Origin of the sequence: Vibrio sp. ED004 (assembly GCF_023206395.1) — a bacterium.
Lineage (GTDB): Bacteria > Pseudomonadota > Gammaproteobacteria > Enterobacterales > Vibrionaceae > Vibrio.
This window is the reverse complement of record NZ_CP066149.1, coordinates 2,374,364-2,397,770: the sequence shown is the minus strand read 5'-3', so window position 1 is coordinate 2,397,770 and position 23,407 is coordinate 2,374,364. Positions and strand designations below refer to the sequence as shown.

General features: G+C 44.5%; 20 protein-coding genes and 1 pseudogene. 4 read left to right on the top strand and 17 right to left on the bottom strand.

What is annotated here, in order from left to right:
* The first annotated feature begins 250 nt into the window (after window positions 1–250).
* Complete coding sequence (rpsT, locus tag ITG10_RS10815; RefSeq protein ID WP_004739529.1) at window positions 251–511, top strand: 30S ribosomal protein S20; 261 nt, start codon at window positions 251–253, stop codon at window positions 509–511.
* A gap of 269 nt (window positions 512–780) precedes the next feature.
* On the opposite strand, the gene ITG10_RS10810 is transcribed toward rpsT, so the two are convergent.
* Both ITG10_RS10810 and nhaR read right to left on the bottom strand, forming a co-directional pair.
* Window positions 781–1,074 (bottom strand): metalloregulator ArsR/SmtB family transcription factor, encoded by a 294-nt coding sequence (locus tag ITG10_RS10810; RefSeq protein WP_004735028.1) that lies wholly within the window; start codon window positions 1,072–1,074, stop codon window positions 781–783.
* A 100-nt stretch (window positions 1,075–1,174) separates the two neighbouring features.
* The gene (nhaR, locus tag ITG10_RS10805; protein WP_017629799.1) at window positions 1,175–2,065 is read right to left on the bottom strand and encodes a transcriptional activator NhaR; all 891 of its coding nucleotides are present in this window, start codon (window positions 2,063–2,065) and stop codon (window positions 1,175–1,177) included.
* Window positions 2,066–2,454: 389 nt separating this feature from the next.
* Here nhaR and ITG10_RS10800 point away from each other — a divergent pair, with 389 nt between their 5' ends.
* On the top strand, window positions 2,455–3,600 hold the full coding sequence (locus ITG10_RS10800) for a Na/Pi symporter (RefSeq protein ID WP_017629800.1): 1,146 nt from the start codon (window positions 2,455–2,457) through the stop codon (window positions 3,598–3,600).
* An 18-nt stretch (window positions 3,601–3,618) separates the two neighbouring features.
* Here the strand turns inward: ITG10_RS10800 and ITG10_RS10795 are convergent.
* The 6 genes and pseudogenes from ITG10_RS10795 to rppH form a co-directional block, all read right to left on the bottom strand.
* A pseudogene (locus ITG10_RS10795) lies at window positions 3,619–4,862 on the bottom strand (ISL3 family transposase).
* A 146-nt stretch (window positions 4,863–5,008) separates the two neighbouring features.
* Window positions 5,009–5,860 (bottom strand): thymidylate synthase, encoded by an 852-nt coding sequence (locus tag ITG10_RS10790; RefSeq protein ID WP_017630214.1) that lies wholly within the window; start codon window positions 5,858–5,860, stop codon window positions 5,009–5,011.
* Between the two features lie 9 nt (window positions 5,861–5,869).
* Complete coding sequence (lgt, locus tag ITG10_RS10785) at window positions 5,870–6,691, bottom strand: prolipoprotein diacylglyceryl transferase (RefSeq protein WP_017059338.1); 822 nt, start codon at window positions 6,689–6,691, stop codon at window positions 5,870–5,872.
* Window positions 6,692–6,747: 56 nt separating this feature from the next.
* On the bottom strand, window positions 6,748–7,539 hold the full coding sequence (locus tag ITG10_RS10780) for a sulfite exporter TauE/SafE family protein (RefSeq protein ID WP_017630215.1): 792 nt from the start codon (window positions 7,537–7,539) through the stop codon (window positions 6,748–6,750).
* A gap of 8 nt (window positions 7,540–7,547) precedes the next feature.
* On the bottom strand, window positions 7,548–9,797 hold the full coding sequence (gene ptsP, locus ITG10_RS10775) for a phosphoenolpyruvate--protein phosphotransferase (protein WP_248386387.1): 2,250 nt from the start codon (window positions 9,795–9,797) through the stop codon (window positions 7,548–7,550).
* 2 nt (window positions 9,798–9,799) lie between these two features.
* Window positions 9,800–10,318: an RNA pyrophosphohydrolase gene (rppH, locus tag ITG10_RS10770; protein ID WP_004739545.1), complete on the bottom strand. Its 519-nt coding sequence runs from the start codon at window positions 10,316–10,318 to the stop codon at window positions 9,800–9,802.
* Between the two features lie 616 nt (window positions 10,319–10,934).
* On the opposite strand from rppH, the gene mutH reads away from it, so the two are divergent.
* The gene (gene mutH / locus ITG10_RS10765) at window positions 10,935–11,600 is read left to right on the top strand and encodes a DNA mismatch repair endonuclease MutH (protein WP_017630217.1); all 666 of its coding nucleotides are present in this window, start codon (window positions 10,935–10,937) and stop codon (window positions 11,598–11,600) included.
* 68 nt (window positions 11,601–11,668) lie between these two features.
* Here the strand turns inward: mutH and ITG10_RS10760 are convergent, their stop codons facing one another.
* From ITG10_RS10760 to xerD, 8 genes are all read right to left on the bottom strand, one after another.
* Complete coding sequence (locus ITG10_RS10760) at window positions 11,669–11,980, bottom strand: DUF6482 family protein (protein ID WP_004735016.1); 312 nt, start codon at window positions 11,978–11,980, stop codon at window positions 11,669–11,671.
* A 192-nt stretch (window positions 11,981–12,172) separates the two neighbouring features.
* Window positions 12,173–12,424, bottom strand: a complete 252-nt coding sequence (locus ITG10_RS10755; RefSeq protein ID WP_017630218.1) for a hypothetical protein — start codon at window positions 12,422–12,424, stop codon at window positions 12,173–12,175.
* Between the two features lie 568 nt (window positions 12,425–12,992).
* Window positions 12,993–14,327 (bottom strand): sigma-54 dependent transcriptional regulator, encoded by a 1,335-nt coding sequence (vpsR, locus tag ITG10_RS10750; RefSeq protein ID WP_248386386.1) that lies wholly within the window; start codon window positions 14,325–14,327, stop codon window positions 12,993–12,995.
* A gap of 272 nt (window positions 14,328–14,599) precedes the next feature.
* Window positions 14,600–16,117: a lysine--tRNA ligase gene (lysS, locus tag ITG10_RS10745; protein ID WP_017630219.1), complete on the bottom strand. Its 1,518-nt coding sequence runs from the start codon at window positions 16,115–16,117 to the stop codon at window positions 14,600–14,602.
* A gap of 80 nt (window positions 16,118–16,197) precedes the next feature.
* A protein-coding gene (gene prfB / locus ITG10_RS10740) for a peptide chain release factor 2 (RefSeq protein WP_102300662.1) occupies window positions 16,198–17,296 on the bottom strand; the annotation gives its coding sequence in 2 pieces (ribosomal slippage) (window positions 16,198–17,220 and window positions 17,222–17,296; 1,098 coding nt in all).
* Between the two features lie 236 nt (window positions 17,297–17,532).
* The gene (gene recJ / locus ITG10_RS10735) at window positions 17,533–19,269 is read right to left on the bottom strand and encodes a single-stranded-DNA-specific exonuclease RecJ (protein ID WP_017630220.1); all 1,737 of its coding nucleotides are present in this window, start codon (window positions 19,267–19,269) and stop codon (window positions 17,533–17,535) included.
* A 79-nt stretch (window positions 19,270–19,348) separates the two neighbouring features.
* Entirely contained in the window at window positions 19,349–20,128 is a 780-nt protein-coding gene (locus ITG10_RS10730) for a thioredoxin fold domain-containing protein (protein WP_017630221.1), read from the bottom strand.
* A gap of 26 nt (window positions 20,129–20,154) precedes the next feature.
* Window positions 20,155–21,069, bottom strand: a complete 915-nt coding sequence (gene xerD, locus ITG10_RS10725; RefSeq protein ID WP_017630222.1) for a site-specific tyrosine recombinase XerD — start codon at window positions 21,067–21,069, stop codon at window positions 20,155–20,157.
* A 150-nt stretch (window positions 21,070–21,219) separates the two neighbouring features.
* Between xerD and fldB the strand changes: the two genes are divergently transcribed.
* A complete protein-coding gene (gene fldB / locus ITG10_RS10720) occupies window positions 21,220–21,741 on the top strand; it encodes a flavodoxin FldB (RefSeq protein ID WP_017630223.1) in 522 nt (173 codons plus the stop codon).
* A gap of 120 nt (window positions 21,742–21,861) precedes the next feature.
* Here fldB and brnQ read toward each other — a convergent pair whose 3' ends face one another.
* Window positions 21,862–23,175, bottom strand: coding sequence for a branched-chain amino acid transport system II carrier protein (gene brnQ / locus ITG10_RS10715; RefSeq protein ID WP_017630224.1), 1,314 nt, complete (start codon window positions 23,173–23,175; stop codon window positions 21,862–21,864).
* Window positions 23,176–23,407 lie beyond the last annotated feature (232 nt).

The window sequence follows — 23,407 nt, the reverse complement described above, 5'->3', positions numbered from 1 at the left end:
GAAACCTCTGACACTAGTTGATTACTTTCAAGCGAGGATAAATACTATCCTATCCTAAGAAGCATATTTATTAGCATTGGTCTAAAAATGCTGTTAGAATCCCCGCCATCTTAACCGCGATGACCTTTCCATACCAAAGTTTGTTTGGCTACGATTGGTTTTTGCACAAATCATTTGACAATTAAGCGCTAATGAGGGATAGTCCTCGCCCTTAAATTGTCACCGAACTAAGTTTTTGGGAGTTAGACCCTTGGCAAACAGTAAATCTGCTAAGAAGCGCGCTATCCAAGCTGAGAAACGTCGCCAGCACAATGCTAGCCGTCGTTCTATGATGCGCACTTACATGAAAAAGACTATCGCAGCTATCGCAGCTGGTGATAAAGAAGCTGCAACTGCTGCTCTTGTAGAAGTTACACCACTTCTTGACCGTATGGCGACTAAAGGCCTTATTCATAAGAATAAAGCTGCACGTCATAAGTCTCGTTTCGCTGCTGCAATCAAAGCTCTTTAATAGAAATTTGATTACAACGCAAAACGAAAAAAACCGGCCTAGGCCGGTTTTTTTATATCTAAATTTTGAGTAACGCTGCTATTTACTGACTAAAAGCGACTTTACTCACTGAAAACAGTTTTGCTTATTCACCGAACCGGCTTTTCAATAAACAGAATAAGTCGATAGGAAAACAAGCTGTTCAGGATTAACGTTCGACGTGAAATACTGACACTTCCTTGTGTCGACCTTATCCCTGACAAGAAATCATCTCCCTCATCAGTAATAAGCTACTTGCAGTAAATACCATGCAGTAGGTTAATCATCGCTTTTACTTCTTCACTGCTCAATGTGTAATACACAGTCTGAGCTTCTTTGCGAGTTTCGACCAAACCATCTCTTCTCAACCAAGCAAGATGTTGAGATAAAGCAGACTGACTCAGTTCCAACTTGCCACACAACTCCCCAACCGACAGTTCAGTACCATGTAATAGGCATAAGATCTGTAAGCGACGCTCGTTGGCCATGGCTTTGAGTAGAATCACAGCTTGTGCTGAGTTCTTCTCCATCTCTTTTAAGTTCATAGTTTGGCTCCCTACAACCTTTTCGCCAACTACGGGCTATCAGTATTTCCGGCATATTGCGGAGTTATGATAATCGATATCAATTCATTAACAAACTATCTCACTCGAACAATTTGCTAAAATCTGCGTCACATACGTTTTTAACTGCTGGATGTTGGATCATCCTCTCAGCAAATATGACGTAGTACTCCTCTTTTAGCTCTTCAATACCACCCAATAATTGCAGCGAAGTATCTTCTTCCACTTCAGACATATACAGCGTCGGTGCCAAGAAAATAGCGTCATGATGATAACGAGCAAATGCTTTCATCAATGCCGCATCATCAAACTCACCCAAAATATCAGGTTTAAGCCCTTGTCTATCAAACCATTGCAGCACTTTACGTCCCATAGAGGTTCGGCTACCTGGGATCAAAAGCTTCCTTTGTTCTAATACTGCCGGGAAGTTAACGCCTTCAACCTTGCCTGAACTGAAAAAGCTCATGCCACTCTCACCCAGCTTCTTGCTAAACAAGCCCGGGCTTTGGCTAGAATCCACCGGACAGTCAGACAAAATCATATCGAGCTTATGTTGAGAGAGTTGCTCAAGGAGCATTTCGTGAGTCGATTCAAAACAGCGAAGGTGGATACTGTTATCTTCTGGAATCGTCGACATTAAGATCTTGCTCACGAGCCTTTTTGACAGCGCATCCGCTACACCCACATCAAACAGAATATTGGAGTGCTGGCTGTAATTCACGATATCGAGCATTTCATAACTCAGGCCAAACATGCGGTCAGCATACTTAAAGACCAGCTGCCCAAGCTCTGTTGGCTCAACACTACGTCCGTTGCGCTTGGTCAGCTTGCCGTCCATTCGCTCTTCTAATGCTTTTATCTGACCCGTTACCGTTTGAGGAGTGAGAAATAAAGCTTCTGCCGCTTTGGTAACAGAGCCTTGCTTGCAGACCATCCAGAAGTAATAAAGATGGTTATAGTTGAGGTGCGACATAGGTGTGCCGTAATAAAGGAGTAGATACCCTTTTATATCAAATATGACACTCCCACTCAACAAACTCGGAAAAACCTAACTTAAACTCTAGTTACCACTTATTTTTTCGAAGTGTGTGATTTCATAATGTAATATTTGAGCGATTATTTTCAATTTTTTTCTAACTTTTAAGATCTATATCACCTATAGAAACACCTTTTAAATTCATTTAAAAACAGACACTTAAAATAACCACATTAGCTGTAGGAATATTTAAAGAGTAAATCATCACAAAAAAGTCTTACCTAAACCAAAATGTAATATTACTGAAATATTTCCCCTCTAACATCACGCTCAGATTAAACAAACAGACCAAACACAGACTTAAACGGTCCAATGGAGAAAACATTATGAACCAAGCTACTACTGCAGCAGCGCCTATCTCGAGCACAACTCGTTGGCTACGCTGGGCTAACTTGGCATTCATGCTTTACCTACTATTACTTTCAGTTTCAATGGTTGGTACAGGCTTCAAATGGGCAACAGGCGAGCAAGCAAAGGTTCTTTTTGAATTTGCTTCACACCCAGTTGCAGGCTTAATGATTGGTTTAGTGGCAACAGCACTTATTCAGTCATCAAGTACAGTTACTTCAATTATCGTTGGCCTTGTGGCAGGTGGTTTACCTGTTGAGCTAGCAATCCCTATGATCATGGGTGCAAACATTGGTACTACGGTAACCAATACGCTAGTTAGTCTTGGTCATGTTCGTTGTAAAGAAGAGTTCAAGCGTGCATTCGCAAGTGCGACCATTCACGACTTCTTTAACCTATTAGCCGTTGCTATCTTCCTACCACTAGAGATGGCGTTTGGTATTCTAGAGAAGATTTCTCACTGGTTAGTATCTCCAATGCTAGCAACAGGTGATATGAGCATGAAGGGTCTTAACTTCATCAAGCCAATCACTAAACCTGTAGTAAGCGCGATTAAAGAGCCACTATCAACATTTGGCGACACTGTTGGCGGCATCATGCTTATCGTTCTTGGTATCGCGACTATCTTCGTAGCTATCACAGTAATGGGTAAGCTAATGAAGAGCCTAATGGTTGGCCGTGCTCGTGAGATTCTAAAGAACGCAATCGGTCGTGGTCCAATCCACGGTATCGCTTCTGGCTCTATCGTTACTATCCTTGTTCAGTCTTCTTCAACGACAACAAGCTTGATGGTTCCGCTAGTAGGTTCAGGTGTTCTTAAAGTACGTGACGTTTACCCATTCACTCTGGGCGCAAACATCGGTACATGTATTACCGCTCTACTTGCAGCAACAGCAGTATCTGGTGAGTTCGCAGTATTCGCACTACAGATTGCTCTAGTACACTTGGTGTTCAACATCATGGCAACGGTATTCATCTTCGGTATTCCGTTCCTGCGTGAACTACCAGTTAAAGCAGCTGACTTGATTTCAGACATGGCTGTGAAGAATAAAGCTGTAGTGGCTGGTTACCTTGTTGCGGTATTCCTTGTACTGCCTGGTAGCGTGTTAGCTCTTACTGCTTAACAGCAAAACAAACATCGCTTATAACAAAGCCCGCAACCTAAGTTGCGGGCTTTTTCTTGGTTCACATCGCGGCTTTCCGGGGAAAGCCGCTTTTATCTTCAAGAAGAAGTAGTCTGTATCTCGATACCCATACCCCATTCGCTTGATTAGTTTTATCTTGTTGTTTATCCCTTCCAGTGTGCAGGTGTTTAACGGGTAACTTGCCGATGCGATAATGCCGTGAAGATAAGGACTCAGTTTTCGTGCAAACTCTTTCAATGGTTTAATTCCACTCTCTTGTACCTGTTCATACCACGCATCCCAGAGCCCCTTAGCGGCAAGTGCCTTTCTGACTCACAATACCAAAGCTCTTTGAGTTGGGCTCCGAGTATATAAGTGGTCATCAAGTCCTTATTGATATTCAATATTTCGGTAAGATAGCTGTCTTGCCGAGTATTTAAGTTGCCTCTGTTCTTCAACAACACCCAGCGTGAGCGTTTGACCCATTGTCTCGCTTTTTTATCTTGCTTGAGTTTATTGGCTTGGTCGACTCTGACTCTATCCATTACCTCACGACCGAACTTAGCTACAACATGGAACAAGTCGTAAACGATTTTTGCGTTCGGGCAGTGCGCTTGAACTTCAAGGTCAAAAGCCGTATTCATGTCCATCGCGACCGCCTCGATATTATTGCCATGCTTGCCTAACTGCTCGAAGAACGGTCGTATGTCCTTGCGGCTACGGCCTAACCCTATCCAAATGACTTGGTGAGTCTTAGCATCAGCGATGACAGTGGCATACCGATGTCCTTTAAAGATGGCGAACTCATCCATGACGAGTTGTCTTAGTTCCTCCCATTTAACTGGCGGTACCACTTGTCTAAGTCGGCGTTTATCTATCTCTTTAATGGTGTGCCAATGAACGCTAGTTAGCTGAGAAATATGCTTAATGGGAAGAAGGGGTAAAAGTTGTTCTATATAGCTTTTTAGGCGCTTCGTTATACGAGCATAAGGCTCTAACCAAGATAGCGACTCTGTTTTTATGCCGCAGTCACTACACTTAACCCTTCGTGTTTGAACGGAAAGTTCAACAGGAACACCGAGTAACATGGCCTCTTTCACATTGCGCCATTGATATTCATGGATAGCCTCTGCCTCGAGACCACAAAGGCATTTAGCCTCAGAGTTAGGTTTAAGAGTAAGGGTAATAAGTGATGCTGTCTGGTGAGACTTTACTATTTGAAAGCCTTCCCAGAATGAAGATAGGAAAGTATGATTCGGCATGGAAACGGTAGTTTGTGTATGATTTTTGTTTGGCGACTAAACCATATCACTTACTACCGTTTTTGTTTTTAGTTCCCGCTAATCCGCGATGAACCATAAAAAAGGCTGCACAGTGGCAGCCTTTCTATCAAACAAAGCGGATTAAATTAAACCGAGAACGGGTACTTAATCGCTTCATGACATTCGTAGCCTTCAACCCAGAAGTCATCCATCGTTACCCACGTTTCCAAATCTTCTAGAGACTTAATCTCTGGATTGATATGGAATGTTGGGCCAGCTAGAGGCTCACGCTTCAACTGAATATCACGCATTGGCGCTAATTGGTCTTCGTAGATATGAGCATTAACCAGCTTGTGGTAAGCCACACCCGGCTTCTTGCCAGTGATTTGCGCCATGATAGCCAAGAACACATACACTTGAACCATGTTGAAGTTCAGACCTAGCGGCACGTCACAAGAGCGTTGAGTGCTGTTTAGGTACAGAGTGTCACCAAGTAGAGAGAAGTGGTGGCTGTACATACACGGACGTAAGCACCCCATGTGGAACTCACCTGGATTGTAGAAGTTTAGGATTTCACCACGGTCATCGATACCGTTCGTTAGATCATCAACAATCTTCTTCAGCTGGTCGACATGATCGCCATCAGGCTTTGCCCATGCTCGTCCTTGAACACCATAAACACGACCCATGTCATCTTCACCCTTGCGGTAAGGGTTGTTCAGCCATGCTTCGTTCAGGTTAGAGTTCGCATCCCAAGTTTTAGTGCCTAGTTTACGGAAGTCTTCAGCATTATCGTAACCACGGATGTAGCCAAGCAGTTCAGCAACCGCCGCTTTCCAGAAGCTCTTGCGTGTTGTTACTAGAGAGAACTGGTTATTACCAACATCATATTCCAGGTCAGCATTGATCACAGTTAGGCAGCGTTTACCCGTGCGTTCATTTTCAATCCAAGTACCGTCATCAACGATACGCTGACAGAGATCTAAATACTGTTTCACACCAATTCCTTACTTCGTTTGTTGTGGTAATTCGTCTTTGTAGTGACCGCGTTTGTATGCCCAAACCATCATCAGTACACCGATGATAACCATTGGCAGTGACAGGATTTGTCCCATCGAGATAAATCCGCCGAACAAGCCTAGATGAGCATCTGGTTCACGTACGTATTCTACTAAGAAACGGAATGTACCATATCCTGCTAGGAATAATCCTGATACAGAACCAAGAGGGCGCGGCTTTTTAATAAACCAGTTCAAGATGAAGAATAGAACAATACCTTCAAGCGCCATTTCATAAAGCTGAGATGGGTGACGAGGAAGTGGACCACCATTCGGGAACACGATTGCCCATGGCACATCAGTCACACGGCCCCAAAGCTCGCTGTTCATGAAGTTACCTAGACGGCCCATACCTAAACCAAATGGTACTAATGGTGCAATCATGTCTGCTACACCAAAGAAGGTGCGACCGTTCTTTTTCGCATACCAAAACATTGCGGTGATAACACCCAGCAAACCACCATGGAAAGACATGCCGCCAGTCCATACCTTAAATAGGTAAAGTGGGTCTGCTAAGAAAAGGTCGAAGTTGTAGAAAAGTACGTAGCCAATACGACCACCAAGAACCACACCTAGAAAGCCAGCAAACAGTAAGTCTGATACTTGCTCACGAGTCCAACCACTACCTGGCTGATCAGCTCGGCGATTTGCTAACCAAAGAGCGAACATAAAACCGACTAGGTACATTAGGCCGTACCAACGAACTGAGATTGGTCCTAGTTCAATAAGAACAGGATCGATATTTGGGAATTCGATAAAACCCTGAGACATACTTGGCTCTCTATCTAAATTGATCAACTGTTAGCTCACAGCTAACAGAAAAGACACTACAGCAACATTGTGGCTGCTATAAACATTAAAAATACCGCAAAGAATTTCTTCAACACAGGGGTTGGCAATTGAGTCGCCAGTTTCGCACCCACTCGCGTCGTCAAAACGGAAGTACAAGATATCGCAATCAAAGCAGGAAGATAAACATAGCCCAAGCTAAATGCAGGCAGATCATCGACAGAAGAACCATGCCAGATGAAACCGAGCATTCCCGAGATCGCAATAACACAGCCACACACCGAAGATGAGCCAACCGCTTTGCGCATTTCCACACCGTGATGGTTAAGAAAAGGCACAGACAACGACCCACCACCAATACCCGCTAAGCTTGATACCAAACCAATACCGCCGCCACATAACATGGTTTTAGCTGAGCCTGGCATCGCTTTCTGACTCTTAGAGCGAATCGACAACAGCATTTGCAAAGCCAACACCAACACGATCATACCGAATACTTTTGGCAGATACTGAGCCGGAATCACTTCGGCCACAAAAGAACCGAGGAAACCACCGACAACCACTCCTGGCATTAACCACTTAACGACAAAGATATCCACGTTACCCAACTTTAAGTGGTTAATCGCAGACGATCCCGACGTAACAATAATGGTGGATAGCGACGTAGCCAGTGCCATTTGCATTGCAAACTCTTGAGGTATACCCGCTTTAGGAAGCAAAAACAGTAAGGCAGGAACCACCAGCAAACCACCACCAATGCCTAGCAAGCCAGCTAAAACACCAACAATAGCACCAAGGCCTGCTAACAAGCCTATCAGTTCATATGACACGTTAAATCCTATTTTTTACCTGCTCGAATGAAGCCTGTAAATTCACGCTCTTCGAAATAGTTCAGCATCATACTATAGATGTCACTACCATACGGTTTCGAAAGTGCCTTATTTGCCAAATCCTGTAATTCACCCAAGTTAGATTGACGAATCAGATATTTGGTTCTGGCCACATTCGAGGTATTCATACTTAGTGTCTGATACCCCAACCCAATCAGTAACAGTGCGCCCATTGGATCACCGGCTAGCTCTCCACAAATACACACGGGTAATTGATACTGCTTACAAGTATCATGAATTTGTTTTAATGCCATGATCACCGCAGGGTGCATTGATTCATAGACATCGGAGACTCGTGAATTGTTCCGATCAACGGCCAATAAATATTGGGTTAAGTCATTGGTACCAACAGAAACAAAATCGACCTTATCCGCAATCAGTGGCAGCAAATAAAGCATTGATGGTACTTCGATCATGATACCAATGCGTGGCATACGCACTCGATTATCAAGCTCATGCACTTCATCATAGGCTTGCTCAATCAACTGTAGCGCGTCATCGAGCTCTTGAGCACCGGAGATCATCGGTAGCAGAATACTTAGGTTGTGGCTCTCACAACTCGCACGCAGCATGGCACGCAGTTGAATAATAAAGATGTCAGGATGATCGAGCGTAAAACGAATACCACGCCAACCAAGAAATGGGTTGTCCTCTTCAATCGGAAAATAAGGTAAGGCCTTATCACCACCGATATCGAGCGTACGCATCACCACTTGTTTCTCTGGATAACTTGCCAACACAGATCGGTACTGCTTGAACTGTTCGTCCTCTGACGGGAATCTCTGCTGCAACAAGAAAGAGATTTCAGTTCGATACAGCCCTACTCCATCAACCCCTTGGTTGATAGCAATGTTCGTATCGGCACTCAAACCCGCATTAAGCAGAATCTCGACCTGCTTGTCGTCTTGCGTTTTTGCCGGAAGGTACAGTTCGCGATTGACCATAGAGGAGAGCTCACTCTCTTCTAAAATCAGCCCACGATACTCTTTGAGCAGATTTTTAGTCGGCTCAATGAAGATCTCACCGCTATACCCATCAACAATCGCTCGCTTACCATTGGCTTGAGCTAGATTGAGATTTACTCCCATGACAGAAGGAATGCCAAGAGCCCGAGATAAAATCGCTGCGTGCGAGTTCGCCGCCCCTTCCAAGGAAATAACGGCCAATAGCTTTTCTTTTGGAATAGACGCTAAGACCGAAGCGGTTAATTCACGAACCACTAAAATAATCGGCTTATCTAACGTGCGAAGTTCATGTTCAGAGTTGTGGAGAAAATAGAGTAGCCTTTGCCCGAGCTCTCGAATGTCTTGTGCTCTCTCGCGAAGGTACACATCGGACATACGAGCAAAGCGATTCGAGTAGCTTTCAACCACCTGTCTTAATGCCCAGTCGGCCTTATCGCCTTTCTGGATTTGGCTTTTCAGATCCTTACGCAACATCGGATCATTGAGTAAGTGAGTAAACAGGTCAAAGATCGCCAACGCGTCTTTATTGATTTCGCTATCTAAGCGCTTTCGCATGCGCTTAAAATCGTTGAGGGCGTTTTCAACCGCTACCGCCAACAACTCATGCTCTCTTTCAACATTAAGCGTTGAAGCGGGATAAACATCGGTTAATTCAGGTTGCGTGTTGTCCCACCATAAATCACCAATCGCCACGCCCGATGAAGCGGCAATACCTTTAGTTGCAGGTAGCTTCTGTTGTTCTAATAACCAATGACCTTGAGTTTGGGCGTGCGCCACAATAACCGCAAGTTGCGCAGAGAGCGTGACAAGGAAGGATTCTTCCATCTCACTAAATAAACGAGGCGTCTTCTGTTGAATGACCAATACACCAAGCACTTGCTTGCGGTGGATGATCGGAGTACCGAGAAAGGAGTGATAGACGTTTTCTCCAAGCTCTGGAAAAAACTTATAAGCAGGGTGAGCAGACGCTTGTGCAAGGTTGATAGGTTCCGCACTTCGCTTAACAAGGCCAACCAGACCTTCATCAAAACCAATGTGGATACTATTGCCTTCAAAGATCAGGCCTTGAGTTGCCATCAACTCAAGGCGCTGCATATCATTATTGGCTAAATACACGGTGCAACATTCCGTCTGCATCGCACTGCATGTCTCTTTAACTAAAATATCAAGTGCCGTCGACACATCTTCAACTCTTGATACGTGTTCAACTATTTCCCTTAGTTGACTGAGCATGCTTAACCTCTACGCAATTTGCGTTTTCCTTTTGTTTTTCGCTCTTTAAACGGCATTGCTAAAGATGCGAATTCTTTCATCGCTCGACGGTAAACATCTCGCTTAAAAGAAACAACTTGTCGAACTGGGTACCAGTAACTCACCCAACGCCAACCATCAAACTCAGGTGTACTTCCACGCTGCATATTGATACGCGATTCATCGCAATCTAAGCGCAAAAGGAACCACTTCTGTTTTTGTCCAATACAGACAGGTTTCGAATCCCATCGAACCAGTCGTTTGGGTAGCTTATAGCGTAACCAATGACGACTTGTCGCGACGATCTTTACATCCTTTTTAGTAAGGCCAACCTCTTCATACAACTCTCGGTACATTGCCTGTTCCGGAGTCTCACCTTCATCTATTCCCCCTTGAGGAAATTGCCATGAATGTTGTCCGTATCGTTTAGCCCAGAAGACCTGACCATGGTTGTTACAGATTACAATACCAACATTTAATCGGTAACCATCGCCATCTATCACTGGCCAACCTCTATCTAAATTTTTAATTACACTGATTTTTCCACATATCCCCAATCGGAGCAAACTTAGTGACGTGATAAGCGCTATATTTATGAATATTAACTAAGAATATGGATAAGTTTTGTTCAAAATTTAGTTACCCACACAATAGTGAGACATAGACCACATTTATTCACCTTTTCTGTGAATAACTATGTGAAGAATTACCCGCAATCGTTTTTTTTAATCCATAGATTCATCAACACCAAAAACAACAAATCAACAGAAACCATTTTATCTTTATATAAATCAGTGCATTAAAATATAATTTTGGTTTTAAAAAACATTTGAAATGTAAAAGATCTTTCAGAAACCTGACATGGTTAAAGATCAACCACTCCGATGTTTATCCACACTAGTAAGTGAAAGATTCATTTTACCCCCCATTTGGCAAGCATTTTATCCACCATAAACCCCTGTTTATTTATCCACTAAATTAATATTTCAATTAATTACCTTTATGTCCTGTGGATAACCCTGACTTTGATCCCTTTTCTTGTAGGGAGATCATTTCTTAACCAGTCGTCATTTGGTGACAAGTTCTGATAAAATCGTTTTTTTGATCATACCTTTTATTATGAAACCAGAACCACAAACACAACAAGAGCTGTTAGACAGGGCCTATGCGATTGCAGGAATGACTTTCAAAGAGCTCGCTGACGAAGCCGAGATGGTCATGCCAAACGATCTTAAACGTGATAAAGGCTGGGTTGGACAACTGCTGGAATGGCACTTAGGGGCACCAGCAGGCAGTAAGCCAGAACAAGATTTTGCCAAGCTCGGTATCGAGCTAAAAAGCATTCCAATTGGCTACTCTGGAAAGCCGCTCGAAACCACCTTTGTTTGCGTCGCACCATTAATGGGTGTGCAAGGCATCACGTGGGAAACCAGTCACGTTCGTAATAAGCTATCCAAGGTATTGTGGATCCCTGTCGAGGGAGAAAGAGAGATCCCATTGGCAGAAAGGCATGTAGGCTCCCCATTATTGTGGACACCAAGTGAGGCTGAAGATGAGCTGCTAAAAAGGGATTGGGAAGAACTGATGGAGTTGATCGTGTTGGGCAATGTTGAACAGATAACAGCAAGACACGGTGAAGCGCTGCATCTACGACCAAAAGCCGCCAATAGCCGAGTGTTAACGGAAGCTTATGGTGCGAGTGGAAAACCCATCAAAACTAAACCGCGTGGTTTTTACCTAAGAACTCAATTCACCCACAAATTGCTGACGACACACTACGCATAGGTCGCTTAACGCACTTCAAAGATCGGATGATCAATGTGTTATCAACCGTCGGTAATAAGAAGCGAGTTCTAATGAGGTTTGAGCGCCAGTTCAATATCGCAGTAGCTTTGGCTTGGTTCATTGCCAAACTCATCATACGCGTTGTGCAAGCGAAGGTAGGCCTTTTCAAAGCCGAGCCGGAGTAACTCCTCTTTCACTTGATCCAAGGATCCAAAGTGAAGCGGCTCGCCGTCTTGCTTGACCGGTTCTAGCTTGTGTTTGTACTCCACCGCCAATAGATACTCTGAGATATCAGAACAACCAATAACGTACACTTTGGGTGTTTGATAAGAGTCTTTGTGCTCTCCATGTAACCACATGTCTAATTGATGCTTTTGCATAGCCGGCCTCCCTTGCTCTCTAAAGCTTAGTAGAACTATTTACCTTTACTAGATAACGACTTAAAAAAGCAAAAAAGAGAAGCAAGAGCTTCTCTTTTTTGGCCAGTTCTAGTTCAAAAGCTTGCACTTTCGACGCCATAACTATCACTGTGACTTATCTCTGGGGTTGAACGGTGCCATCAACCCCGCAGATTACGTCGGTATTCGCGAACTTAAGACACGACGAAGGTGACGGACTCGACGTTCAATAGTGACGACTTCTGGTTCAGAAAAACCAATAGGTCGACCGTCAGCTTCAAGACCAATATCTCTTAATAAATGAGTATTGTTCCACGGCAGATCGTATGAACTACGACGAACTTTTCGTTGCCATTCACGCTCTTCACGACGAAGATCGGCACGGATAAGGACTGTTGCTAATTTTAAATATACTGAGTGACGCATAATAACTCTCCAGTTGTTGAATCAACTGAGGAAAAATAGCGTGTTAGATAATATGAGGGCTTCTCACTTAGCTGCTATTTTTCCGCAGCCAAATAAGGGTACGGATCTATTAGTTAGGTTTATCTTGGGTGTTTCGATCGGCCATGGCTGATGTTTGTGACATATCAGTCACCATGTCAGTACACGGATCAAACGAAGCGCAAATATGCTGTATAAAATCGAAATGTTTCATTTGCGCCTCCAAGCTAACTAAAAATCCAAAAAGAAATGGGGTAGTAAAAGCAGACAAGTCTCTGTTAAATCGTTGCTTTCACGGTTAAAGTCTAACCAAGTGAGTATATTATTCAACCGCTAATTTGTTAACATTTTTAAAACAATGTATTCGCCTGAAATATCAGTTGCATATTTATTTGCATATAACATATTCACTATGATTATATAAAATCGCAGCATATTTATCTTAAGGCTGCTCGATAAAACAACGGACTATCCTTCAGAAACATAAAAGCCACGCAGATACGTGGCTCTTAAATTTGTAACGTTCGAATAAAGTCACTGAAAAAAGACTCTAAACAACGCCCTCAGAGATTAAGCTGTGTTTATTGAGTAATCGGTACATAGTCGCTCGTGATACACCGAGCTCTTTAGCTGCCAACGAAACCTGACCACCGTATGATTCCAAAACAATTAGCAACGCATCGCGCTCTGAACGTTCACGAATACTCTTCAAGCTTCGGCGTTCCTCATTCTGTTTTGGTAAATCTAGTTGGTGATCCTCGATGATCACAGCATCAGACATCAACACAACACGCTTGATCTGGTTCATTAGCTCGCGCACATTGCCAGGCCAATGGTAGCGATTCATAGAACGGATAGCATCGTCTGAAAAGCTCTTAGCCTGAGCATTAAACTCTTTCGAGTACTCACGCAGGAAATGATTCGCCAGCACTGAAATATCACTCACACGCTCTTTCAAGCTAGGAACATGAATACGCAGAACATTGATGTAGTGATAAAGCTCTTCATTGAAGTCCCCTTCTATTAAAGCTTTTTCAATATCAGAGGAGTTCGCGGCCAAAATACGCACATCGACAGACTTAGGACCATCTGCGGTTTCAATTTTACCTTCCTGCAAAAAGCGCAACAGGTTCAATTGTTGATTGCGTGGCATCGCTAAAACATCATTAAGCAAGATGGTACCGCCATCGGCTTCTTCCAACATACAGGGAGAAGACGTTGGTTGTGTGGATATACCAAATACCTCGGCCTCAATTCTCATTTCAGACAAGGCACGACAGTTAACCGTTAAAAATGGCTTCTGTGCTCGCGACGAGTTTTGGTGAATAGAGCGTGCAATCGTCTCTTTACCAGCCCCGCTCTCACCATAAATCAAGATACTGACATCGGTAGGCCCAATACGCTTTACTTGGTCTCTCAAGCGCTTCACTGCCACCGAATCGCCTAGAAGGCCCATGTTGTTATTGATGCCGTAATTTGGCCATACCTTCTGCTCAAGCTTAAGCATGCCCAGTTGGTGACCAATGGTACTCAGCAACTGAGCATCTGGGATTGGCGCCGTGAAAAAGTCGATACAGAAGTTAACGATAAACTGGCTAATCGTATCAGAGCTTAGTTGAGATTCACGGATAAAAGCGAGCCATCTCACCTGCTTGTTATTGCTCACAAGGTTAGCAATACCGTTGAGACTGAACTCATCATGACTAAGATCCACAATACCAATGCATGGGCCAATATCCGCAATCAAGGCATCGGCTTTTCGTAAATCTGCACACTGGGTACACTGCCAACCCACTTGTTCTAACACGGATAACCAGGGTTCGTACGCACCACCAACGACGATAAGAGAACCTGGTAAGGAATCCATCTTAAATTGAGTTCCCATCCTTCTTCCTTATTCTATTTTTATTTAAAATCAGGCTAATACGAGTCACTGCTTCATCGTCAGACAAAATGCCATGAGATCGTATTCAGCGCAGAGACGTATAGTAGTGAGACTATCTTAGATTTTATGTCTCAATAGTAAGACTATGTCAGAAATAACGATTTTTCGAATCAAGAGTGCGGTACAGACTAGGTTTTGAAGCCCAAAAACAGAAAAAGCCACCCGAAGGTGGCTTTTTAATTACATAGGCTGTTACGCCCTATAAGCGAGAATTACGCTTGTGGACGCATTGCCGGGAACAAGATCACGTCACGGATTGTGTGCGTGTTTGTAAATAGCATAGCTAGACGGTCGATACCGATACCTTGACCCGCTGTTGGTGGTAGGCCGTGCTCTAGTGCAGTAATGTAGTCTGCATCGTAGTACATAGCTTCGTCATCACCCGCGTCTTTTGCGTTAACTTGTGCTTTGAAACGCTCGTCTTGGTCTTGTGCATCGTTAAGCTCAGAGAAACCGTTCGCTACTTCACGGCCACCGATGAAGAACTCAAAGCGGTCGGTGAAGAATGGGTTGTCATCGCTACGACGAGCTAGAGGAGATATGTCCGCTGGGTAGCCAGTGATGAACGTTGGTTGAATTAACTGAGGCTCAGCCGTTTCACCAAAGATCTCTTCAAGAAGCTGACCACATGTCCAGAACGTTTCTACGTCTACGTGTACAGATTTAGTGATAGCTACCATCTTCTCACGGTCTTGTAGGTCTGCTTCTGTTAGCGCTTGAATCTCTGCGTGATCAGGGTTGTAGTGTTTGATTGCATCGAACATGCTCATACGAGCGTAAGTGCCACCGAACTCAACGGTTTCGTCACCGTAAGGCATAGAAGTAGAACCAAGAACGTCCATTGCTGCCGTGCTTAGCATCTCTTCAGTCAGATCCATAAGGTCTTTGTAGTCAGAGTACGCTTGGTAGAACTCCATCATTGTGAATTCTGGGTTGTGACGTGGAGACAGACCTTCGTTACGGAAGTTACGGTTGATCTCGAATACACGGTCAAAACCACCAACCACTAGACGCTTAAGGTAAAGCTCAGGTGCAACACGTAGGTACATGTCGATGTCTAGTGCATTGTGGTGAGTGATGAATGGACGTGCAGTCGCACCACCAGGGATCACGTGCATCATTGGCGTTTCAACTTCTAGGTAGCCTTTAGCGCTCATGAAGTTACGGATTGAAGATACAAGCTTAGAACGCACGATGAATGCATTGCGAGAATCTTCGTTCACGATTAGGTCAACGTAACGCTGACGGTAACGCATCTCTTGGTCAGTTAGACCGTGGAACTTCTCTGGTAGAGGACGAAGTGCTTTAGTCAGCAGTTCAAACTCTTCCATGTTCACGTAAAGGTCGCCTTTACCTGATTTGTGAAGCGCACCTTTAACACCGATGATGTCACCGATATCTAGGCCTTGGTACTTCTCTTTCAGTACTTTTTGTACGTCTTTCGCTGCGTATGCTTGGATACGACCAGAAGTTTCTTGAATCGCAAGGAATGGACCACGTTTCGCCATAACACGACCAGCGATCGCAACGATGTGGTTAAGCTCTTCTAGCTCTTCCTTAGTCTTCTCACCGAATTCCGCTTGAAGATCGCCAGCTAGGTGCTCGCGACGGAAATCATTTGGGTGACCATTTGCTTTGCAGTTTTGGCGGATGTGATCCAGCTTGCTACGACGCTCAGCAATTAATTTGTTTTCTTCTTGTACGTTTTCGTTTTGAACAGCATCAGTCATTAGAGATGTACCCTGCTTTTATAATTTGGACCGCTATATCTTTGCAAATATAGGCATTTTTACAAATATACTTGGTTAGCTTACAGACCTGATTTCAGGCTAGCTTCAATAAATTTGTCTAAGTCACCGTCAAGAACCGCTTGAGTATTACGGTTTTCGATGCCGGTGCGTAAATCTTTGATACGAGAATCATCCAGTACGTAAGAACGGATCTGACTGCCCCAACCGATGTCTGATTTCGTTTCTTCGCTCGCCTGTTTTTCAGCATTTTGTTTTTGAATCTCAAGTTCAAAAAGCTTAGCACGTAGCTGCTTCATCGCTTGATCTTTGTTCTTATGCTGCGAACGGTCATTCTGACATTGAACCACTGTGTTGGTTGGAACGTGAGTAATACGTACCGCCGATTCAGTGGTGTTTACGTGCTGACCACCAGCGCCAGAGGCACGGTATACGTCGATACGTAAGTCAGAAGGATTAATGTCGATCGTAATGTTGTCATCAATCTCAGGATAGATAAACGCAGATGCAAACGAAGTATGACGACGACCACTTGAATCAAATGGAGACTTACGAACTAGACGGTGAACACCTGTCTCTGTGCGTAACCAACCGTAAGCGTACTCACCAGAAATACGTACTGTTGCGCCTTTAAGGCCAGCAACATCACCATCAGACACTTCGATAACTTCAGTTTTGAAGCCTTTCGAATCTGCCCAACGTAAGTACATGCGCAACATCATTGAAGTCCAGTCTTGAGCTTCTGTACCGCCCGAACCTGACTGCAGATCGATGTAGCAATCTGATGCATCGTGATCACCAGAGAACATACGACGGAATTCCAGCTTCTCTAGCTTAGCTTCTAGCTCAGCCAGTTCTGGTTCAATTTCGTCAAACGTTTCTTGGTCTTCTTCTTCAACCGCAAGCTCTAATAGGCCATCAACATCCTCAACACCTTGGTCAAGTTGGTCGATCGTTTCTACTACCGCTTCCAATGCAGAACGTTCTTTACCTAGCGCTTGAGCACGCTCAGGTTCGTTCCATACATCTGGTTGTTCTAATTCTGCGTTTACTTCTTCTAGACGCTCTTGCTTAGCGTCATAGTCAAAGATACCCCCTCAGGATATTTGTGCGCTCAGACACATCCTGCAGACGGTTTTTTATAGGATTGATTTCAAACATTTTAGCTCATCATTTATGAGTAGAATTTAACCGGAGAATTGTACTCAAAAGTGTGACGGAGATACAGAAATTTTTAGGGTTCGAAACAAGATTCAATCACTTAGAGGAATATAATTTTGAAGGCTGGGAAAATCATGCCATTCAAGCGATCACTGGAAGGAAAACAAGCCCTGTATTATGTACAGAGCTTGTTGAATTTAACGCTAAATGTTTAACATTATTCAGCCGAGATCTGGCTATTTAGCTTCGATGTGATCAATCATCAACTGCAACGATTGGTTGCCACGAAACTCGTTGATATCGAGTTTAAATGCAAGGTGGACCGTTTTCACTGACGCATCAGGCCAGCGACGCAGATCCACGTTAAAGGCAATACCATCAATCATCACATTGGTTGGGTGACCTTTGTATAACGGCTCAAGTATCAGTTTAAGGTGCTTTTCACCCACCAGCTTTTGGTGCAGCACTTTAAATTCACCGTCGAAGATTGGCTCAGGGAAAGCTTGTCCCCACGGGCCACCGGCACGCAGTGTTTCAGCGGTGTGCATCGAAAACTCTTCAGGCAGCAACTCACCGTCAGACAAGATAATGCCTTTCAGTGCCGTTTCTCCCAGTTCTTTTTTCACCACGTCATTGAACAGTTTGCTAAAGCGTTCAAAGTCTTTTTCCATGATGCTTAAACCCGCCGCCATCGCGTGGCCGCCAAACTTAAGAATTAAACCTGGGTTTTGAGTATCAATGCGATCCAATGCGTCACGCATGTGTAAGCCAGGGATAGAGCGACATGAACCTTTGATCGTCCCTTCGCCGCCGTCAGCAAATGCAATCACGGGGCGGTGGTATTTGTCTTTGATACGCGAAGCCAAGATACCAATCACGCCTTGGTGCCAATCACGTTGGAACAAAGCTAAACCAGAAGGCAGGTCGTCTTTACCAAACTCAAGACGCTCACAAAAAGCCATCGCTTCTTGTTTCATGCCCTCTTCGATCTCTTTACGGGTTTGGTTCAAGCCATCCAACTCACTCGCCATTCTACGCGCTGCGTGGATGTTGTTGCTCATCAGCAGTTCAACACCAAAGGACATGTCATCCAATCGACCAGCAGCGTTAATACGAGGGCCCAGTGCAAAACCAAAATCAGAAGCAACTAAACGCTTAGCGTCTCGCTTGGCAATTTCAATCAAGGCTTGAATACCCGGACGAGCTTTGCCCGCACGAATGCGTTGCAAACCTTGGTGTACCAAGATGCGGTTGTTCTCATCGAGTGGCACCACATCGGCTACGGTGCCTAGCGCCACAAGGTCAATCAGCTCCATCAGCTTAGGCTCGGTCATGCTGCGTTCTGCAAACCAATTCAGCTTACGCATGTGAACACATAGCGCCATCATCAGGTAGAACGCAACACCCACACCCGCTAGAGCTTTAGAAGGAAAAGCACAGCTTTCAAGGTTCGGGTTCACCATCGCATCAACCATTGGCAGTTCATTGCCCGGTAAGTGATGGTCGGTAACCAGAACTTCTAGCCCTTTCTCTTTGGCAAAACGGACACCTTCAATCGAAGAGACACCGTTATCAACCGTCATGATCACTTCAGCGCCAAGTTCGATTGCCTGTTCGACAACCTCAGGGCTCAAGCCATAACCATCTTCAAAACGGTTTGGTACCAGATAATCGACGTTAGAGCTGCCCAACATACGCAGAGCAAGCACTGATAACGCTGAACTGGTCGCGCCATCGGCATCAAAGTCACCGACAATGATGATGCGTTTTTGATGCTGAATCGCGTTGAACAACAATTCAACCGCAGCATCGATACCGCCCAGTTTCTGATAAGAGTGCAAGCCTTTCGCAGCAGTCTCAAGTTGGTCAGCACTGTCGATACCACGACTCACATAGATGCGCTTTAACAAGTCAGGTAAGTGAGCTGGTAAAACTGAAATGTCGACCTCAGGACGGCGTTGGATCTCTATCATATAAAAATGGGCCCGATATCAATCAGGCCACTCCTTAAATCAAAAACATGGGGGATAAATTGGCAATCAGAAAACGAGATTATTGCTCTAAACGTTGAAGCAGTTGTGCTGGCGGTAAGTAACCACTCACCAACTCACCACTTTCTAATACGATAGCTGGCGTACCATTGATACCAAGCTCACGGCCTAGTTGGTATTGTTTTGCGATGATCTGTTTCTGATCAGCAAGGTCTTTGCCTGATGCAGGCATCTGACGTTCCACCTTCGCATTGTGCATTGCTGCTTTTGGATCTTCAGAAGCCCAAATAGCTGCCATTTGGTCTGCAACTTGACCCGTTGCACCTTGGCGTGGGTAAGCCATGTAACGAACAGTAATACCTAAGTCGTTATAGCCCTGCATTTGGCTGTGCAGACGAACACAGTAACCACACGTAATATCAGTAAACACAGTCACAACGTGCTTTTCGTTATCCGCTTTATATTCGATAACCGTATCGGACAGTGCTGCTACTTTTTCAGCATTAAGCGGCGCTTGTCGCTCAGCCAATACATCACTGAATTTGCCGTTCTCATCCAAAGAGTAAAGTGTGCCCGCTAGAAAGTGATCACCTTTTGGAGAAGAGAAGATAATGCCGCTGTTGGTTTGAATCTCTAACAGACCATCGATATCTGAAGGAACGATCTTATCAACTTTGATACCGATTTTTTCAAAACGCTTAGTTAACGCTGCTGTATCAATCGCTTGAGCTGGAGCAACTTCTGCGGCTGTTGATGTTTGTTCTACTTTAGCTTCTGATGCGTTACATGCAGTAATCATCAGTGGAAGCGCTAATAGAGGAAGACGGCGTAATACGCTCATTAAGTTCACCTTAAAAATAAATGGATTTAAGCACGAGGGTGATGCTGCGCGTGAATTTGCTTCAGCCTTTCAGTCGCCACGTGAGTATAAATTTGGGTTGTCGATAAGTCACTATGCCCAAGCAACATCTGTACGACCCTGAGATCTGCGCCATAGTTCAGTAAATGCGTCGCAAAAGCGTGTCTTAATACGTGCGGTGACAACAATTCAGTATCGATACCTGCGATAACCGAGTAATGCTTAATACGGTACCAGAACGTCTGACGGGTCATTTGCTTGGCTCGCTTACTTGGAAAAACCACGTCTGAACTGTTTTCACCAAGCAACTGCGGGCGACCTTGTTCAATAAACGTCTCGATCCAATCCACGGCATTTTCGCCCATTGGTACCAAGCGCTCTTTGCCGCCTTTACCAATAACACGCACCACGCCTTGTCTTAGGCTGATGTTTTCCATCGTCAAACTAACCAGTTCCGTCACACGTAAGCCGGTGGCATAGAGTAACTCAAGCATGGCTTTATCGCGAAGCTCGATAGGATCGTTCGGATCTGGCGCATCGAGTAAGGCGTCCACTTGTTCTTCGCTCAAATCTTTTGGCAAGCGTTGAGGAAGCTTAGGGCTTATTAACAAAGCGCTTGGGTCATCCGCTCGGATTTTCTCTCGGTGCAAATATTGAAACAGGCGACGCATTGCCGACAACATGCGTGCACGAGAAGTCTGCTTAAAATCAGCGTCGGCTAACCAGCCTTGATAATCTTGTAGTCCTGAAAGGCTAATGAAATCGAGGCGATAATTGTGCTGTTCCATCCAGGTAAGTAGCTTGGACAAATCGGTACGATACGAGACAAGCGTATTCTCAGATAACCCTCTCTCCATCCACATAGCATCTAAAAACTGTTCAACTAGACCGTGGTCTGCGCTCTGCCCTTGAGGCGACTGCATAGTGTTACTCACAATATTGGAAACTGTTTTGAGAGTATGCCAGAGCAAATATGAATGCCATAAAAATTACGACTTGAGCGGATAATCGCTGCAATCGAAGTCGATTTATGGTTAGAATTCGCCATCTGAAATTAAAATCGAACGTTTGCTATGAAAATTGGATTATTTTACGGCTCAACCACCTGCTACACCGAAATGGCAGCAGAAAAGATTCGCGGCATTATTGGTGAAGACCTAGTTGATATCCATAACGTGAAAGAAACCCCTCTTTCATTGATGGCAGACTACGACCTTTTGTTACTGGGCATCTCAACGTGGGACTTCGGTGAAATCCAAGAAGATTGGAATGAACTGTGGGACGACATCGCGACAACGCCAGTTAAAGGCAAGGTTGTGGCACTGTTTGGTTTGGGTGACCAAGAAGGTTACGGCGAATGGTTCTTAGATGCGATGGGTCTATTGCATGACGAACTGAAAACCGCCGGTGCAGAGTTTGTTGGCTTCTGGCCAAACGATGATAGCTACGAGTTCGAAGCGTCTAAAGCACTCACCGAAGACCAATCACAATTCGTTGGTTTGGCGCTTGATGAAGATTCACAATATGAACTGAGCGACGACCGTATCGCAAGCTGGGTAGAACAAGTTCTGGTTGAGTACAGCGAAAAGCTATAGCGCACATACGCTCTCGAAGACCTGTTCATATAGAAACACACAGAATACAAAAAGGCCTCATTACTGCGAAGTAATGAGGCCTTTTCTATGTCTAGTGACTATTTAATCTCAACGGAAAGATTAAACCGTCTCTTCTGCCATCTCTTGCTCTGTTGATTTACCAACAAAGAACATACAAATGATTGCTGCAGTTGTTGGCAGTAACCAACCCATGCCGATCTCAAACAGTGGCAGCATCTTCAGTGCAGATACATCCACACCCGCTACTTTAGCGCCATCAATTAGAGCAAACAGTAGAGACACTAATACCACCACGCGGTAAGCCGCTTTTGGATTAGGGAAACGGCTGCGCAAGAACGTAAGTGCTACTAGAGCGATAGCGACTGGGTAAAGTGCAAACAGTACTGGTACAGACAGAGAAATCAGTTGAGAAAGACCCACGTTCGCTACGGTTGCACAAGCGACACCGTTAATGATTACCCAAGTCTTGTAAGACAGGGGCGTTAGCGAGCTGAAGTAATCAGAACATGCTGATACTAGGCCAATGGCGGTGGTTAGACACGCTAGTAGTACGATCACAGAAAGCACTAGCTGACCAGAAGGACCAAACAAAGATTGAACGTATAGGCTTAAGATAGCACCGCCATTGTCCGCACCCGCTGCTACTGTTGCACTTGTTGCGCCTAGGAAGAACAGAGAGATGTAAACAAACGCTAGACCAGCGGCTGCAATGCAGCCTGCGCTGATCAGATACTTAGTCGTCGCTGCGCGGTCAGTAATACCTTTGCTGCGGATCGCGTCAACAATCAGCATACCAAACATCAAAGAAGCAAAAGTATCCATGGTGTTGTAGCCTTCAAGGAAACCTTTGGTCAGTGGTTGAGTGATGTACTCACCGTGAGCAGCAAGAACGTCGCCTTGAGGGTTAACGAATACAGCAATCGCCAGTACAACTAAGCCAACGAATAGTGCAGGTGTCAGTACCTTGCCGATTACATCGATAAGCTTACCTTGCGACCATGAGAAGAACATCGCTACTACAAAAAAGGCAATCGAAAAAAGAGTGAGGTGAGCTTGAGAGGCATCGATGAAGAACGGTTTCACCGCCATCTCATAAGCAACAAGACCGGTACGTGGTGCAGCAAATGCAGGACCGATAATGATGAAGATCAGCACAGCCATGATGGTTGCAGCTTGCTTAGGAAGATCTTTAGTTAGATGACCCCAAGAGCCACCAGCAACCGCAACGGCTACGATTGTGATTAACGGCAGACCAACGGCAGTCAGCAGAAAACCAGACATAGCTGGAAGAAAATGGTCACCAGCCAATTGGCCAGCTAGAGGTGGGAAGATGATGTTACCCGCACCCAAGAAAAACGCAAAAAGCATAAAGCCCAATGCCATTATATCTGTTAGTTTTAGACTCTGTTTCACAGATAATCCTTAATTATATTTATGAATTTATGTTGTGCTTACATGAATGTTACAGCTCAAGGCTGCCAATCAATCTATAAAATAGTCGCGCATAATGACGAAACACTTAGCTAGCTGCAAGTCACCATAAAAAAACACCATATAAATTTGCATATACGAACAAAAAGCAGTGGATTCCACTGGATATGGAAAAATAGCCATAATTATAAACTAACTATAATTCACAACAATA